This is a genomic window from Micromonospora sp. NPDC000316, assembly GCF_042898885.1.
GTDB lineage: Bacteria > Actinomycetota > Actinomycetes > Mycobacteriales > Micromonosporaceae > Micromonospora.
Genome location: NZ_JBIAZG010000001.1, coordinates 760048 through 775227, shown reverse-complemented (window position 1 = coordinate 775227; position 15180 = coordinate 760048). Strand labels below are relative to the sequence as shown.

Genomic DNA, 15180 nt, shown 5'->3' with positions numbered 1-15180 from the left:
CTCGTCGTACAGGCTCGCAGAGCCGTACGACAGAGTCGCGGAGGCTGATCCGGACGAACCGGGGGGTTTGAAGGCTTAGCGCATTTCCGGTCGGATGACCTTGGTGCGCAGCACGGACTCGTTGAGCCGGAGTTGACGGTCCAGCTCGGCCACCGCAGCAGGCGTGGCCTGCAGGTCGATGACGGCGTAGATGCCCTCGGCCTTTTTGTTGATCTCGTACGCGAGGCGCCTGCGGCCCCACACGTCGGTCTTCTCAACCGAGCCACCCGCGGTCCGAATCACGTTCAGGTACGTGTCGAGCGACGGTGCGACGGTGCGCTCCTCGAGGCTGGAGTCGAGGATGACCATTAGTTCGTAGTGACGCAAGACGTGCTCACCTCCTGTGGGCTAAGCGGCCACGGTCCTTCCGTGGCAGGAGGTCTTGTGTCGCCGCCCGCACGTGCCGGGGGATCCCGGCCGGACGCGGACAACCTGACCAGGATACCCGGTCCAGACGATCAAGTCAGGGGTGGTCGGGCCAGCGCCCGGAACGCGTTGACGGGGGCCGCCGGCCGACCATCACTGGTCGGTGGCGAGCCCCCGTCAACGAGGCCGCGGAGCGTCCCGTCCGCATTCCTTGGGTGGGACCTGGGGAGGAACGACCACACCGATGAGGTTGGACCGAAGACGCCCCGCGGAGCTTTATCGTGTTGTTACCTGACGATACAACGGCTCTCGTCCCTTGTCGGGGGAAATAGCACAATTATCCGAGATTCTTCATCGGCGTACGTCTGGTGTCTCGAAGGGCCGCCCCCGCCCCGCCGGGCCGCGAGACGGGGGTGACCTCGCTGACGATCCGGCGGTCGTACGCGGCGCTCACGCCGCCTGCGGTATCGACGCTGATCGCCGGTTTCACTCCATCAACGATCGCCGGTTCGGCCGGTGACGCGACGGGCGACGACACCGCACCGGCCGTCACCGCGCCCGTCGGGGGCGCGACGTAGGCTCGCTCCCATGCGTATCGGAGCCCACGTCGATTCGGCCGACCCGCTGGCGGAGGCATCAGCCCGGTCCGCCGACACCGTGCAGTTCTTCCTCTCCGACCCGCAGGGGTGGAAGGCGCCCAAGCCGCGGGAGGACGCTGAGCGGCTACGCGCGGCCGAGGTCGACCTCTACGTGCACGCGCCGTACGTCATCAACGTGGCAACCCTCAACAACCGCATCCGGATCCCCAGTCGCAAGCTGCTGCTCGGCCACGCGACAGCCGCCGCCGCGATCGGTGCCAAGGGCCTGATCGTCCACGGTGGGCACGTCAACGCCGGTGACGACCTGGCGGTCGGCTTCGACAACTGGCGCAAGACATTCGCGTACGCGGCAGACTCCGGCGGCTTCGGTGTGCCGGTCCTGATCGAGAACACCGCCGGAGGTGACAACGCGTGCGCCCGCCGGTTGGACGCGCTCGCCCGGCTCTGGGACGCCATCGGCGACCACGAGGTCGGCTTCTGCCTGGACACCTGCCACGCGCACGCCGGCGGCGAGGAGCTGCTCGGGCTGGTCGACCGGGTCAAGGCAATCACCGGGCGCATTGATCTGGTGCACGCCAACAACTCCAAGGGCGCGTTCAACTCCGGCCAGGACAGGCACGACAACCTGGGCGGCGGGACGATCGACCCGGAGTTGGTCGTGGCGGTGATCCGCGCCGCCGGGGCGCCGGTGGTCGTCGAGACCCCGGGCGGCGTGGCCGGTCAGGCCGCCGATATCGACTTCCTCCGCCAGCAGGTCGGAGCGGAGCGCCCGCCAGCATGACGACCGGACAGCACGGGGCCGGGAACGCCACGGACAGCGCCGCCGACGACGGTCCGGCGAAGGACGCCACGCCCAAGGACGCCACGCCCAAGAGCAGCACACCCCAGAGCAGCGCGGCCAAGAGCGGCGCACCCCAGAGCGGCGCGGCCAAGAGCGGCAAGACCAGGGACGCCACGCCCAAGAGCAGTAAGGCCAACAGCGGCAAGGCCAAGGCCGACACGGCGAAGAGCAGCGCGCCCAGCAGCGGCAAGACCGAGGACGACACGGCGAAGAACGAGACCGCGAGGAACGGCGCCGGGAAAGACCGCGCGACCGAGGACGACACGGCCGAGGGCGGCGCGTCCTCCGACAAGGGCAAAGCCGAGAAGGCCACGGCCGACAAGGACGCGAGCAACAAGAACGCCATCAAGACCGACGCAGCCAAGACGGACGCAGCCAACACCGACGCGACCAAGACCGACGCAGCCAAGACGGACGCGGCCAAGACCGACGCAGCCAACACCGACGCGACCAAGACGGACGCAGCCAAGACGGACGCGAGTGAGAAGGCGGGCGACGCCGACGGTCAGGACAAGGCCGACGGCAAGGTGAAGCCGGAAGCCGAGCGGTGGGTCGCGTTCGCCTCCGCGCCGGAGCCGGTGCCCAACCGGTTCAGCCGGGCCCTTCGCGCGGTCGGCCGGTCGGTCGGCCGGTTCCTGGTCCACGAGTGGACCCTGGCCAGCCTGGCGGTGCTGGCGCTGGCCGCGCTGATGACCTGGCCGACGCTGCGCTATCCGCGCTACACGCTTCCCCAGGACTACTGGGATCCGAGCCTGCAGGCCTGGCAGATGGCGTGGTCCGGGCACATCCTGCTGACCGAGCCGGCGCGGCTGTGGCAGTCCAACACCTTCTTCCCCGAGCTGTGGAGCTTCGCGTTCTCCGACACGCTGCTCGGTTACGCCCCGGCCGGGATGCTCGGGAGCGGGCCCGAGGACGCGGTGCTGCGCTACAACATCATGTTCGTGTTGGCGCACGCGCTCGCGACGTTCGGGGCGTACGCGCTGGCCCGGCAAATGGGCTCGGGCCGGATCGGCGCGGCCGTCGCGGGGGTCGCCTACGCCTACGCGCCGTGGTTGCTGGCCCAGGCGGGGCACCTGCACGTGCTGTCCAACGGTGGCATCCCGCTTGCCCTGGCGATGCTGGCGCGCGGGCACGGCTGGTCGCTGCGGTACGGCTACCGGCCGGAACGGCGACACGATGGTTGGGTCTACGCCGGTTGGCTGGTGGCGGCCTGGCAGATCAGCCTCGGCTTCGGTATCGGCCTGCCGTTCGCGTACTTCCTGGCCGGCGCGGTGGTGGTCACTGCCGTCCTGTTCCTCGTGCGGCGGCTCCGGACTGGTCAGCCCGTGCCGTTCGGTCGCCGGCTGTTCGTCGCCGACGTGGTCGGCGGCGTGTTCTTCGCCGGCGTGGGTCTGCTGATGGCGTACCCGTACTTCATGGTGACCGAGCTGCACCCGTACGCCGAACGTTCGATCGACGACATTCGCATGTACTCGCCGCCGGCGTCGGGTTTCGTGACCGCGCCCGCCGAGTCGTGGGTCTGGGGTGGGTTGCACGAGGGCGCCCGCGCGGCTCTGCCGTGGCATGCGGAGATGACGCTGCTGCCGGGCTTCGTGCTGTACGCGCTGGCCGCCGGCGGCCTGTTCTTCTCGGTCTGGCGGCTGCGGCAACGGTTGCTGCTGCTCGCCGGGGTGCTTGTGACGATGGTCTTCGCGATGGGCACCCGTTTCTTCGACGGCACTTTCACCTACGGGCTGCTGTTCGAGCACGCGCCGGGCTGGAACGCCCTGCGTACCCCGGGTCGGTTGATGCTCTGGACCACGTTGCTGCTGGCGCTGCTCGCGGCGGGCGCGGTCACCGCCCTCACCGACCGGGTCCGCGATGTGGCCGCGCAGCGGATCCCGTCGTGGCCGGGGCCGTGGCTGCGGCTGGCCACCCTGTTGCCGCTGCTGCTGGTCGCCGTCGAGGGCCTGAACAGCACTCCGCATCCGGTGGTGCCGACCCAGCCGGCGGCGATGCGCACGGCCGAGGGGCCACTGCTGGTGCTGCCCAGCAACCAGAGCCTCGACCAGCACGTGATGCTCTGGTCGACAAGCGGGTTCCCCGACGTGGTGAACGGTGGCAGCGGCTTCACGCCCCGCCAGCTCGACGAAGTCCGCCGCGTGAGCCAGTCCTTCCCGAACCAGACAAGCGTCGACTACCTGCGGACGTTGGGCGTCCGCACGGTGGTGCTGCTGCGTGGTCAGGTGGCGGGTACGCCGTGGGAGATCACCATCGACGCACCCGTCGAGTCGCTCGACATCACCCGTCAGGAGGTCGGTGACGCCGTGGTGTACCGGCTCTGACGCTTGTCCCGACGGCGGGGTTTGTGGGGGAGCCCGACCGGCTCCGGGCGGTCAGGCTTGATCCCTGCGCCGGTCGGGCTCCCCCACAAACCCTGACCTGGTCGGCCGCGTCCGGCCTTGGGGGTCAGGTGGTGGTTGCGGGTTCGGGTTCGGCTGCGGAGCTGTTCTCGCGGCGGCGCCATCGGTCCAGCCAGGGCGCATCCGGCGCGCCGTCGAGCACGCCACCGTCCGGGTCGTCGGCGTAGGTGGCCCGTACCGCGTCCTGCTCGGGGTGCAGGATCTCCCGGACGACAAGCACGCAGAGCACCACGACGGTTGCCAGTCGCAGCGTCGAGGCCAGCACGAACACACCTTCGGGGAAGACCGGGCGGCTGGTCGCCGCGCCGAGCAGCTCACCGTAGAAGGCGACGAAGTAGCAGACCTCGGCGAGCTGCCAGGCCAGGAAGGCTCCCCATTTCGGCCGGGCCAGCACCACAAGCGGCAGCAGCCAGAGCACGAACTGCTGCGACCAGACCTTGCTGAAGATGAGGAACGCGGCGACCACCAGGAAGGCGAGCTGGGCGAGTCGTGGCCGGCGCGGCGCCCGCAGCGCCAGCACGGCCACGCCGAGGCAGGCCAGCCCGAAGAGGGCGTACGAGACGATGTTGAGGGTGGGGATGTTGGCGTTCAGCCACTCGAACGGGCCCTGCCGGCCCGAGTTGGTGCCGATCTTGCCGTCGAGGTAGCGCCCGATGTACCAGAGCGTGCCCCAGTCGATGGGCCGGGTCGTGTTGAGTTCGAAGAACCGACCCCAGTTCTCCGGGTACGCCCGCGCGGGCTGCAGGTTCACAAGCACCACTGCGACTATCGCCGTGCCGATGGCGGTGAGCGCGGCGCGGAGCCGATTGGCCCGCAGCGCCAGGATGAGGATCGGCCCCAGCAGGAACAGTGGCCAGAGCTTCGCCGCACCGGCGAGGCCGAGCAGCACGCCGGCCACCGCCGGTTGTCGCCGAGCCCAGGCCAGCAGGCCGAACGCGGCGAGGCCGATGGCGAGCAGGTCCCAGTTGACGGTGGCGGTGAGCAGCAGCGCGGGGGCGAGCGCGAACAACGCGGCGTCCCAGGGTCGTCGTCGGCGCAGCGCGAGGATCACCGCCACCGTGGCCACCGCAAGCGCGCCCAGCACGAGCGCGTTGAGGTTGTAGAACCACTGGGCCTGGTTGATGGTCGGGTCGCCGTCGCCGATGGCGTGCACCGGCAGGCCGAGTGCCCCCATGAAGTAGCCGGTCAACACCGGGTACTCGACGGGGTGGTCACGGTAGGGCACCTTGCCCTCGTTGAGCCCCTCGGCGTAATAGAGGGCGAGCACGTCGGTGTAGCAGAACCGGTTGTACTGGACGTTGTTCTGCCAGGCGCCGTCCTGGCACGGCGATTTCTGCACCCAGTGCAGGGCGAGCGCGAGACAGGTAAGCGCCAGGACGATCCGGGCGGCGGTCCAGAACCGACGCTCGGAGCCGGTCGGCCGGTCCAGCGCCGTCGCGTGGTCGCCGAGCGGCCCGCCGATGGCGCCGGAGAGGCCGCGGACGAACCCGTCGGAGCGGGACGGGTGGTCGGTGGTTCCGGCGTCGTCGATGCCGGGCGTCGACTGGGTGCTCATGAAAAGGCATCCTGCCGTACGACGGGGGTGTGCGTCCCGCCCCCGCCACGGAGATCCGGGTACTGAAACGCCGCCGCCGGCCGGACAGGTCGTCCGGCCGGCGGCGGCGTGGTGGTGAAGCTGTGCAGGGTTAGTCCCGGTTGGACGGAGGCAGGCTGGGTAACAGTCCGCCCCCGTTGCCGCCGTTGCCGCCGTTGCCGGGCCGACCGGGCCCGCCCGGAGTGTTACCGCCGGCGTTGCCGTCGGTACGCGGGCAGAACGGGTTGGTCAGCGGGTCGCAGGGCTGCCCGCCGCCCGGCCCACCCGGCCCACCGGGAAGACCCGGGATGTTCGTCGGCGGCGGTGGGGGTGGTGCGTCACCGTTGCCGGATTCTGGGTCGCCGACGTTCGCCGCCGGCGGGAAGTCGACCTTCGGCTTGCCCTTCAGCGCCTCGTTCATGAACCGTTCCCAGATGTCGCCAGGGAGGTTCGCGCCGCTGACCTTGCGCTTGTCCTTGAGGATGAGTGGCTTCCGGTCCTTCACGTTGCCCACCCACACCGCAGTGGCCAACTGCGGGGTGTAACCGATCATCCAGGCGTCGCCGTTGTCACTGCTGTCGCCCTTGAGCTCCCAGGTGCCGGTCTTGGAGGCTGCCTTGCGACCGTCGTCGAGCCGGTGGTTGACCGCGGCCGGGTAGTCCTTCAGCACGGACGTCACGTCATCGACTACGGCCTTGTCGATTCTCCGCTTCGAGTCGAGCTTCTCGCTGTAGACCTTGTCCCACTTACCTGTGTTCGGGTTCTGCTTCTCCACCGAGTACAGGAAGTGGGCCTTGTTGTAGACGCCGCCGTTCGCGAATGTGGCGACCCCGTTGGCGTGGTCCAGCACCGTGATCGGGTACTGCCCATAGCCGACCACGTTGAAGAACGGCTCCGGCGTGATGTCCTTCGGGTCGGCCTTGGTCAGGTCGTACGCCTTCGCCGGGTTGGTGTCCGTGCGCCACATGGTGGTGACGCCGGCCTGCTTGGCCATGTCCACGACCTTGTCCGCGCCGATGTCCTCGGTGACGTAGTAGAACGGCACGTTCAGGGACTTGAGCGTGGACACCTTGAGCGTGCAGGAGTTACCGCAGGAGGGGTTGTCGACGCCGGCGTTGCTGACCTTGAACTTGGTGCCTTCCGGCGTGAAGGCCTTGCCCTTCCACCGAGACTCGAGCGACTTCTTCTCCTTGAGCGCGGCCGCCAAGGTATAGATCTTGAAACTTGAGCCAGGCGAGTGGCCGCCGCTGATCGCCCCGCTGGAGTCGGTGTTCTTGCCGGCGTAGTCGGTGCCGGTGCCGTTGTCACCGCCGTAGTAGGCGAGCACCCGACCGGTGGTGGGGTCGATCGCCACCACTGCGGCCATGAGGTTGGCCGGCTGGCCAGCCAACTCGGAACCCTTGGACTTGCGCTGGGCCGTCTCGACCGCCGCCGCCTGCATCTTGGTGTCGACGGTGGTCCGGATGCGATAGCCGCCGGCCATCAGCGCCTGGGAACACCGCGGCTTCGTGTCGGTCACCTCCGTATCCTTCTCGACGCACAGGCCCCGGTCCCGCATCTCTTCCCGGACGTAATTGATCACGTTGCCGTACGGCGTGTCGACGCCGAAGTCGACGCCGATGCCGCCCTTCTTCGGGGCCTTGATGGTCTTCGGGTATTCGGTGGGCCGCTCGGGCTTGCCGGGCACACCCAGCCAGCCCTCCTTGACCATGCCGTCGATCACGTAGTTCCAGCGATCCTGGGCGGCGGTCGGGTTGATAGCCGGGTCGTACCCCTGGTGGGTCGAACTGGGCTCCGGTTGCTTGATCAGCGACGCGAGCACCGCGCCCTCATCCGGCTTGAGGTTCTTCACCGACTTGCCGAAGTAGGTCTGCGCCGCCGCCTCGATGCCGTACGCGCCGCGGCCGAAATAGATCACGTTGAGGTAGTGCTGCATGATCTGCGGCTTCGTGTACTCGTCGTTGAGCTTCGAGGCGAGGATCGCCTCCTTGACCTTCCGGGCGTAGGTGTCGTCCTTCAGGTTGTCGTAGGCGTTGCGCGCGTACTGCTGGGTGATGGTGGAGGCACCCTGCTTGTCACCGCCGGAAAGGTTGTTCCATCCGGCACGGGCAATGCCCTTGTAGTCCACACCGGAGTGCCGGTAGAAGTTCCGATCCTCCGCCGCGGCCACCGCGTCCTGCACCCACTGCGGGATCTGGTCGATGGTCACCAGGGTGCGGTTCTGATCGCCCACCTTGGCGATGATCGTCTTGTTGTCGAAGGCGTACAGGGTGGTCGCCTGCGGCGGGGTGATCTCATCCGGGAGCACCACGTTTGTCGAGTAGTAGGTGAACCCGACCACGCCGATGCCGGCGAGCATGATGAAGACCGCGAACCCGGCGATCAGCAGGTTCATCCGCTTGCGCTTCTTGGCGCGTGCCGAGCCCGCGTCACCCGCACCACGACCGCCCCGACCCGGACCGTTCGGCCCGCCTGGGCCACCCGGGCCACCGGAGGCCGGGGAGACGCGCGCTCGGGCGACCGCGGCACGGCCACCGACCGACGCCGAGCCGACGCTGGCACGGCCTGCCGAGGCGGCACCGACGGAAGCGCTGCCGACCGTGGCCCGGCCGGCGGGAGCGCCCGGCGCCGGGGACACGGGCACCGAGGCACGGCCCGCGCCGGCACGTCCGGCGGGAGCGCCCGGTGCCGGCGACACCGGCACCGAGGCACGACCGGTCCGACCTGGCGTGGCCGGACCCACCGAGGCGGACCCGGCGGCGCCGCCGCGCGGTGGCACCGAGGCCGAACCACCCACCGAGGCGCGACCACCGGCAGCCCGGGGTGTCACCGGGGCCCGGCCGGGAGGCGCCGCTGGCTCCGAGGGGGACCAACCGCCTGCGCGGGAGTCACCGCCGGGTCGGCGGTACGCGTCGTCCGTGCCCGGTCCGGGGTCACCGTCCGGGCCCGGGTACTGGGCCCGCCCGCGCGCAGAACTGGGATCGCCGTACGAGTTCATTCCTCACACCCTGCCGGTCGCGGTGGAGCGCGACAGCGCCGCCACCGGGTTGCCGTGAGTTGCTTCACCCGGGACGCCGGCACGAGGGTGCCGATTCACCGGGGCCATTGCAGTATCAATCGGGCCAATCGGACCAACGAGCGGTCGGCCGTCCCGGGTCATGTCTACGGCCCCGGGGCCGGTCCAACCAGCTGAGATCACCGTTGCGCCTCTCGCCTCCGCCGACCCACGCCCTCGGCGGCCGCCACGTCCTGCTCGTGAGCGCTGTCGCCGTCGCCAGTGAGACCGTCCCGGCCGAGCAGGTACTGCTCGACGAGATGGTTCCAGTCACAGCCGAGGCACACCTCCACCACGAAGACCTGGAACTCACGCAGCGTCATCGCCAGCACGGGCAACTCGACAAGTGTCCGCGCCTGCCCGGCTGACTGCTTGAGTTCGTCCCCGTAAATGTAATGGACGAGGGTCAGATTCTCGCTGCGACAGATCGGGCAGCGCCGCTCCGTCGGCTCGCCATGGAACCGGGCAGCGTTCTTCAGGTACGGCGATGCGTCGCAGACGTCGTACGTGCCGACCCGGCCGGCCAGAAGCTCACGCAGCACTGCTCGCTTCTGAAGCGAGTAGTCGACGACCTGGCGCTGCGTACGCATGCCGAGAAGGGTACGCGGTCCGGCTCGACCAGGCGACCACGGTCACGATCCGTGACGACGGGAACCCGGAACGAGGGTTTGCCCTGGCTTCGCCGAACCGCTAACGTGCGATGTATCGGTCCGATACATCGCGGCGGTTACTGCTCCGCGCCGGGGGTAAGAGAGGGTGGCCCGTGCTCGATCTCGCCATCCTCGGCCTCCTGCAGGAGTCTCCGATGCACGGCTATGAGCTGCGCAAGGAGCTAACGGCCAAACTCGGTGCGATCCGGGCGGCGATCAGCTACGGCTCGCTCTATCCAACGCTACGCAGGTTGCAGGCGGCCGGATGGATCACCGAGGCCGCTGAGACACCCGTCACCGCCGAGGAGGTTCCCGCGCTGACCAGCCGACGAGGTCGGGTGGTCTACAAAATCACCGCGGAGGGCAAGGAACGCTTCGCCCAGCTGATCGCACAGGCCGGGCCCGAGACCTACGACGACACGGGTTTCGGAGTGCACTTCGCGTTCTTCGCCCGGACCGACCAGGCGACCCGACTACGCATTCTGGAGGGTCGCCGCCGCAAGATCGAGGAACGTCGCGAAGGGCTTCGCGACGTGCTGGGCCGGGCGGCCGAGCGCCTCGACGCTTACACCCTGGAACTGCAGCGCCACGGCCTTGACGCCTGTGAGCGTGAGGTCCGCTGGCTGGAGGAGCTCATCGCCAACGAGCGCTCCGGCCGAGCCCCGACAGTCCCGCAAACCGGGACGGCCGGTGGCCGACGAGAAGACAACAGCCCGCCTCCACCTGGAGAGACCAGGAAAGAGCGGCCGTGACAGAGAAGAAGGAGGCAGACGCTATGGGCTCCGTCCGCGTCGCCATCGTCGGTGTGGGTAACTGCGCCTCGTCCCTGGTTCAGGGCGTCGAGTACTACCGGAACGCCGACCCGAACGACCGCGTCCCGGGTCTCATGCACGTCACCTTCGGCGACTACCACGTCTCTGACGTTGAGTTTGTCGCGGCGTTCGACGTCGACGCCAAGAAGGTGGGCATGGACCTCGCGGAGGCGATCGTCGCCAGCGAGAACAACACAATCAAGCTCTGCGACGTACCGCCGACCGGCGTGTCCGTGCAGCGCGGTCCGACCTTCGACGGTCTGGGCCAGTACTACCGCGAGATCGTCGAGGAGTCCGACGCCACGCCCGTCGACGTGGCGCAGGCGCTGCGCGACGCGCAGGTCGACGTCCTCGTCTGCTACCTGCCCGTCGGTTCCGAGCAGGCCGCCAAGTTCTACGCCCTGGCAGCGATCGAGGCCGGCTGCGCGTTCGTCAACGCCCTGCCCGTCTTCATCGCCTCGGACCCGGAGTGGGCGCAGAAGTTCACCGACGCTGGCCTGCCGATCGTCGGTGACGACATCAAGAGCCAGGTCGGCGCCACGATCGTGCACCGCGCCCTCGCGAAGCTCTTCGAGGACCGCGGCGTCGAGCTGCTGCGCACGTACCAGCTCAACTTCGGCGGCAACATGGACTTCATGAACATGCTGGAGCGCAAGCGGCTGGTCTCGAAGAAGATCTCGAAGACCCAGTCGGTCACCTCGCAGATCCCGCACGAGATGAGCAAGAGCGACGTGCACATCGGCCCGTCGGACCACGTGCCGTGGCTGGACGACCGCAAGTGGGCGTACATCCGCCTGGAGGGTCGTTCGTTCGGTGACACCCCGCTGAACGCCGAGCTCAAGCTCGAGGTGTGGGACTCGCCGAACTCGGCAGGCGTCATCATCGACGCCGTCCGCGCCGCGAAGATCGCCCTGGACCGGAAGATCGCCGGCCCGATCCTGTCGGCGTCGTCGTACTTCATGAAGTCCCCGCCGGTGCAGTACGCCGACCACGACGCCCACCAGGCCGTCGAGGAGTTCATCGCCGGCGAGGTCGAGCGCTGACCCGCTGAGCAGCAAGCACGGCCGAGGGCCGGGTCCACACGGACCCGGCCCTCGCCACGTTCAGCTCGACATCTCCAGGTACGGCGACAGCCGCAGCGCCAACTCGTCGATGGAGTCGACCTCGCCACTGACCAGCGCGTCGGTCAATGCCATCCGCTCCTTCGCCGGCATGTTGAGGACAAAGCCGGCCCGCCCCAGGAAGACCGTCATCGCTGCCCAACCAAGTCCGGCGTTCCAGACATCGAGTGGTCGCCACATCATCAGGCCATGCAGAAGCGCTGCGGACTTGTCGAGGACCGTCGGATAGACGGCCCGCCCCACCAACCGCGCATGGGGGCGCGCCGCCGCCGCGACGAGGATCCCCGCATCGCGTACGCGGCTCTCTGGCCCGGTCCACTCCGCGAGAAGGGTCAGCAGATCCTCCGCATCTGGCCAAGCCTGGGTCACCGCTCGCCCAGCATCTCGAAGAACTTGGCGTCCTCGGCGAACACCTTCCGAGCTGCCTGGCGGGTCCATTCGTCGCGATCGTGGCGGTCCAGGTATGCCTGAATCGCCACTTCCACGGTCTTGTGCATCGAACGCTGCTCGGCCTCGGCAAGCTCCTTGAGGCGCTGTTCGACTTCGGGCTTGAGGGTCAGCGTGAATGCCATACCAAAGTTGTATAACCCTGCTCGGTGAGCGTCAACCAGCGGACCAGGCGTGTCGCAGCGCGACCCCGGCCTCCAGCTCCAGCAGCTTGACCTTGCGGGGCAGACCGCCACCGAAACCGACCAGCTTGCCGCCCGCGCCGACGATCCGGTGACACGGCACGATCACCGGGACCGGGTTGCGGTTGCAGGCCACACCAACCGCCCGTGCCGCCCCGGGGTCACCGACCAGGCGCGCCACCTCGCCGTACGTCAACGTCTCGCCGTACGGAATACGGGTCATCTCCCGCCACACCGCCCGCTCGAAGTCGGAGCCCCGTGGCATCGACACCGGAATGGTGAACGCGGTCAGCTCACCGGCGAAGTACGCCCGCAGTTCGGTCACGGCCTGCCGGGACGCCGCGTCGCCGGGCTCGTCGACCGCTGCCTCGACCCGGCCGAAGGCGGCACCGCAGACGTTCGTGCCATCGGTGGCGACGGAGAACTCGCCGATCGGTGAGTCGAGCACGGTCCAGCGCATCCACCCATTGTCCCTGCCGCGGGCTTCCTCGCCGGCACGGCTACCAGCGTCGGGCCGAACGCCACTCCTCGGCTGCCCGGATCGCCTCTTTCGCCACGGCCCGTTCGGCGCGGGTTCGGTCGCGGTCGCGGAAGCCCAGGTAGAGCTTGCGCCCGGCGTAGAAGGGGAGCAGCAGAGCCGCGTAGAAGACCGTGACGTTTTCGTCGTTGGAGCTGAGCAGGTAGTAGGCGTAGTAGCCGGCGAGGGCACCACCGATACCGGCCAGTACCCGGTCCACCCGGGAGGTGGTGGCGAACGAGGTGACCGCGACACCCAGCAGCACGACCGCGGTCAGCGCCAGGCTGACGATGTAGAAGATGACCACGATGTTCGGGATGATCGGGACGGCCACGGGCAGGTCCTCTCGATGCGTGTTGACCGGGACGATCTGCCGGCGGCGCAGAAGATAACTCGCCCAAGCCGTCGGCGCTGCCCCGTTTTCGATCAACACCAACGGAAGATTATCTTCGCGTCCCACCGGACCGTTGGACCTTGCGGGACATCGATACTGTGCAGGTCGTGGCCACGGGGACGCTCATCTTTCTGCTCATCGGCGCGGCAGGCGTCGGGGTGCTGGTGCTCGCCCTGATCGGCACCGAGCTGTTGCATTTCGGGCACGTCAACGTGGACGGGCCGGCCTCGACCGAGGCGGTGGCGGGCTTCGCCGGCGCATTCGGGTTCGGCGGGGCCATCGTCAACGAACTGCTCGGTGCGCGTACACCGGGAATGATCGCGGGCGCGGCAGCCGCCGGCCTGGTCGCCGCCGTGCCCACCGCTTGGTTGGCGGCCCGGCTGAGCCGGGCGGCGCGGAACATGCGCACCGACCCCACCCCCACCCGCAACGACCTGGTCGGCGCACTCGGCCTGGTGGTGACCCCGGTGCCGGTCGACGGTTACGGCGAGGTCCGGGTACGCGTCGCCGGCCAGCCGGTCAAGCTCAACGCCCGCGCCGACAAGCCGATCCCGGTCGGCGCCCAGGTCTTCGTCGTGCAGGCGCTCAGCGAGACAAGCGTGCACGTCGAGACCTACTGACTCCTCCTCGAAGACAGGACTTCTTCATGCCCTTGCTGATCGCCGTCGGCGGTGCCGTTCTCCTCGTGCTCATTCTGGTGTTCTTCGTCCTCTCCCGGATCAAGGTGGCCGGGCCCAACGAAGCGTTCATCGTCACCGGCCGTAAGGGCCGTACCACCCACACCGCCGACGGTGGCCGGTCCACCGACAACTCCGGGCAGAAGGTCGTGCTTGGCGCCTCGGTGTTCGTGCTGCCGGTGGTGCAGAAGCTCCAGTCACTCGACCTGTCCAGCCGGCGGATCGACGTCGGCATCCGGGGCGCGGTGAGCAAGCAGGGCATCCGCGCCGACCTGCACGGCGTGGCGATCGTGAAGGTCGGCGGGACCGAGGACGCCATCCGTGCCGCCGCGCAGCGGTTCCTGCACCAGCAGGACGAGATCGACAACTTCACCCGGGAGGTGCTGGCCGGCGCGCTGCGGTCGATTGTCGGCCGGCTCACCGTCGAGGAGGTCATCCGGGACCGGGCGGCGTTCGCCAACGCGGTGGCCGAGGAGGCCGAGCACTCGATGACAAACCAGGGGCTGGTGCTCGACACCTTCCAGCTCCAGGACATCCTCGCTGAGGGTTCGTACCTCCAGGACCTGGGTCGGCCCGAGGCGGCCCGGGTGCTCAAGGACGCGGCGATCGCCGAGGCGCGGGCCCGGCAGCAGGCCGAGCAGGAGCGGCTGCTCGCCGAGGAGGCCATCGCCGAGGCGAACCGGAACCTGGCTCTGAAGCAGGCAGGCATCCAGGCCGAGATCGACGCGGCGAAGGCGAAGTCGGCCGCGGCCGGGCCGCTGGCCCAGGCGGAACGGGACCAGGCGATCCTGTCCGAGCAGCAGAAGGTGGCCGAGCGCAACGCCGAGCTCAAGCAGCGCCAACTGGACACCGAGGTGCGCAAGCCTGCCGACGCCGCCCGGTACAAGGTGGAGCAGGAGGCCGAGGCTTCCCGCGCTGCGGCGGTGCTGAGCGCGGACGCGCAGCGGCAGGCGGTCATCGCCGCCGCGCAGGCCTCCGCCGAGCAGGCCCGCCTCACCGGTGAGGGCGAACGGGCCCGCCGGGCCGCGCTGGCCGAGGCGAACGCGATCGAGGGCGCCAAGGAGGGTGAGGCCGAGCAGCGTCGACGCTCGGCGATCGCCGAGGCGGTCGAGCGGGAGGGCGCGGCCGAGGCCGCCGCGATCCTGGCCCGAGGGCAGGCCGAGGCCGACGCGATGGCGCGCAAGGCCGAGGCGTTCGCGGCGTACGGCGAGGCAGCCGTGCTGGACCTGCTGGTCAAGGTGCTGCCGCAGGTGGTCGAGGCGGCCAGCGCCCCGATCGGTGCGATCGACAAGATGACTGTCATCTCCACCGACGGCGCGTCGTCGCTGACGAAGTCGGTGGCCGGCAACGTGGCGCAGGGTCTTCAACTCGGCAGCGACCTGACCGGCATCGACCTGCCCGGCCTGCTGGCCCGGCTCGGCTCGGCGTCCAGCTCGGTCGCCAACGGCACGACGCCCAGCAAGACCGCAGCCGTGGACGGGTCGGCCGTCGAAACTCGCTGACGC

At 69.2% G+C, this 15180-nt stretch carries 14 protein-coding genes; 6 read left to right on the top strand and 8 right to left on the bottom strand.

Going from position 1 to position 15180, the window contains the following annotated elements; all coding sequences use genetic code 11:
* Positions 1-75: 75 nt before the first annotated feature.
* Positions 76-366, bottom strand: a complete 291-nt coding sequence (gene rpsF / locus ACFY2Q_RS03630) for a 30S ribosomal protein S6 (protein WP_036391391.1) — start codon at positions 364-366, stop codon at positions 76-78.
* Positions 367-993: 627 nt separating this feature from the next.
* On the opposite strand from rpsF, the gene ACFY2Q_RS03625 reads away from it, so the two are divergent.
* Together ACFY2Q_RS03625 and ACFY2Q_RS03620 are read left to right on the top strand one after the other, a co-directional pair.
* Positions 994-1785 (top strand): deoxyribonuclease IV, encoded by a 792-nt coding sequence (locus tag ACFY2Q_RS03625; RefSeq protein WP_387127200.1) that lies wholly within the window; start codon positions 994-996, stop codon positions 1783-1785.
* Positions 1782-4169 (top strand): hypothetical protein, encoded by a 2388-nt coding sequence (locus tag ACFY2Q_RS03620; protein ID WP_387127198.1) that lies wholly within the window; start codon positions 1782-1784, stop codon positions 4167-4169. The genes ACFY2Q_RS03625 and ACFY2Q_RS03620 overlap by 4 nt, the downstream gene beginning before the upstream one ends.
* 124 nt (positions 4170-4293) lie before the next feature.
* On the opposite strand, the gene ACFY2Q_RS03615 is transcribed toward ACFY2Q_RS03620, so the two are convergent.
* The 3 genes from ACFY2Q_RS03615 to ACFY2Q_RS03605 form a co-directional block, all read right to left on the bottom strand.
* Positions 4294-5802 (bottom strand): glycosyltransferase family 87 protein, encoded by a 1509-nt coding sequence (locus ACFY2Q_RS03615; RefSeq protein WP_387127196.1) that lies wholly within the window; start codon positions 5800-5802, stop codon positions 4294-4296.
* 130 nt (positions 5803-5932) lie between these two features.
* A complete protein-coding gene (locus tag ACFY2Q_RS03610; RefSeq protein WP_387127194.1) occupies positions 5933-8818 on the bottom strand; it encodes a transglycosylase domain-containing protein in 2886 nt (961 codons plus the stop codon).
* Between the two features lie 197 nt (positions 8819-9015).
* Positions 9016-9465, bottom strand: a complete 450-nt coding sequence (locus ACFY2Q_RS03605) for a DUF5318 domain-containing protein (protein WP_387127192.1) — start codon at positions 9463-9465, stop codon at positions 9016-9018.
* Between the two features lie 173 nt (positions 9466-9638).
* Between ACFY2Q_RS03605 and ACFY2Q_RS03600 the strand changes: the two genes are divergently transcribed.
* Both ACFY2Q_RS03600 and ACFY2Q_RS03595 read left to right on the top strand, forming a co-directional pair.
* On the top strand, positions 9639-10277 hold the full coding sequence (locus ACFY2Q_RS03600) for a PadR family transcriptional regulator (protein WP_387127190.1): 639 nt from the start codon (positions 9639-9641) through the stop codon (positions 10275-10277).
* Between the two features lie 23 nt (positions 10278-10300).
* Positions 10301-11380 (top strand): inositol-3-phosphate synthase, encoded by a 1080-nt coding sequence (locus tag ACFY2Q_RS03595; protein WP_387127588.1) that lies wholly within the window; start codon positions 10301-10303, stop codon positions 11378-11380.
* Positions 11381-11440: 60 nt separating this feature from the next.
* Here the strand turns inward: ACFY2Q_RS03595 and ACFY2Q_RS03590 are convergent, their stop codons facing one another.
* Genes ACFY2Q_RS03590 through ACFY2Q_RS03575 form a run of 4 tightly spaced genes read right to left on the bottom strand, consistent with a single transcriptional unit; the run spans position 11441 to position 12938 of the window.
* Positions 11441-11827: a hypothetical protein gene (locus tag ACFY2Q_RS03590; RefSeq protein WP_357487899.1), complete on the bottom strand. Its 387-nt coding sequence runs from the start codon at positions 11825-11827 to the stop codon at positions 11441-11443.
* Positions 11824-12030: a ribbon-helix-helix protein, CopG family gene (locus ACFY2Q_RS03585; RefSeq protein ID WP_357003139.1), complete on the bottom strand. Its 207-nt coding sequence runs from the start codon at positions 12028-12030 to the stop codon at positions 11824-11826. The genes ACFY2Q_RS03590 and ACFY2Q_RS03585 overlap by 4 nt, the downstream gene beginning before the upstream one ends.
* A gap of 31 nt (positions 12031-12061) precedes the next feature.
* Positions 12062-12547: a methylated-DNA--[protein]-cysteine S-methyltransferase gene (locus ACFY2Q_RS03580; RefSeq protein ID WP_387127187.1), complete on the bottom strand. Its 486-nt coding sequence runs from the start codon at positions 12545-12547 to the stop codon at positions 12062-12064.
* Between the two features lie 40 nt (positions 12548-12587).
* A complete protein-coding gene (locus tag ACFY2Q_RS03575; RefSeq protein ID WP_387127184.1) occupies positions 12588-12938 on the bottom strand; it encodes a hypothetical protein in 351 nt (116 codons plus the stop codon).
* Between the two features lie 158 nt (positions 12939-13096).
* Here ACFY2Q_RS03575 and ACFY2Q_RS03570 point away from each other — a divergent pair, with 158 nt between their 5' ends.
* Positions 13097-13618 carry a hypothetical protein gene (locus ACFY2Q_RS03570; RefSeq protein WP_387127586.1) on the top strand — a complete coding sequence of 174 codons (522 nt, stop codon included), beginning with the start codon at positions 13097-13099 and terminating at the stop codon, positions 13616-13618.
* 26 nt (positions 13619-13644) lie between these two features.
* A complete protein-coding gene (locus ACFY2Q_RS03565) occupies positions 13645-15177 on the top strand; it encodes a flotillin family protein (protein WP_387127183.1) in 1533 nt (510 codons plus the stop codon).
* Positions 15178-15180 lie beyond the last annotated feature (3 nt).

Bases quoted from the DNA above. Each gene is read 5' to 3' on its own strand.
- ACFY2Q_RS03565 (WP_387127183.1), top strand. From the start codon at position 13,645: ATGCCCTTGCTGATCGCCGTCGGCGGTGCCGTTCTCCTCGTGCTCATT.
- ACFY2Q_RS03605 (WP_387127192.1), bottom strand. From the start codon at position 9,465: ATGCGTACGCAGCGCCAGGTCGTCGACTACTCGCTTCAGAAGCGAGCA.
- ACFY2Q_RS03610 (WP_387127194.1), bottom strand. From the start codon at position 8,818: ATGAACTCGTACGGCGATCCCAGTTCTGCGCGCGGGCGGGCCCAGTAC.
- ACFY2Q_RS03580 (WP_387127187.1), bottom strand. From the start codon at position 12,547: ATGCGCTGGACCGTGCTCGACTCACCGATCGGCGAGTTCTCCGTCGCC.
- ACFY2Q_RS03615 (WP_387127196.1), bottom strand. From the start codon at position 5,802: ATGAGCACCCAGTCGACGCCCGGCATCGACGACGCCGGAACCACCGAC.
- ACFY2Q_RS03585 (WP_357003139.1), bottom strand. From the start codon at position 12,030: ATGGCATTCACGCTGACCCTCAAGCCCGAAGTCGAACAGCGCCTCAAG.
- ACFY2Q_RS03620 (WP_387127198.1), top strand. From the start codon at position 1,782: ATGACGACCGGACAGCACGGGGCCGGGAACGCCACGGACAGCGCCGCC.
- ACFY2Q_RS03595 (WP_387127588.1), top strand. From the start codon at position 10,301: ATGGGCTCCGTCCGCGTCGCCATCGTCGGTGTGGGTAACTGCGCCTCG.
- ACFY2Q_RS03625 (WP_387127200.1), top strand. From the start codon at position 994: ATGCGTATCGGAGCCCACGTCGATTCGGCCGACCCGCTGGCGGAGGCA.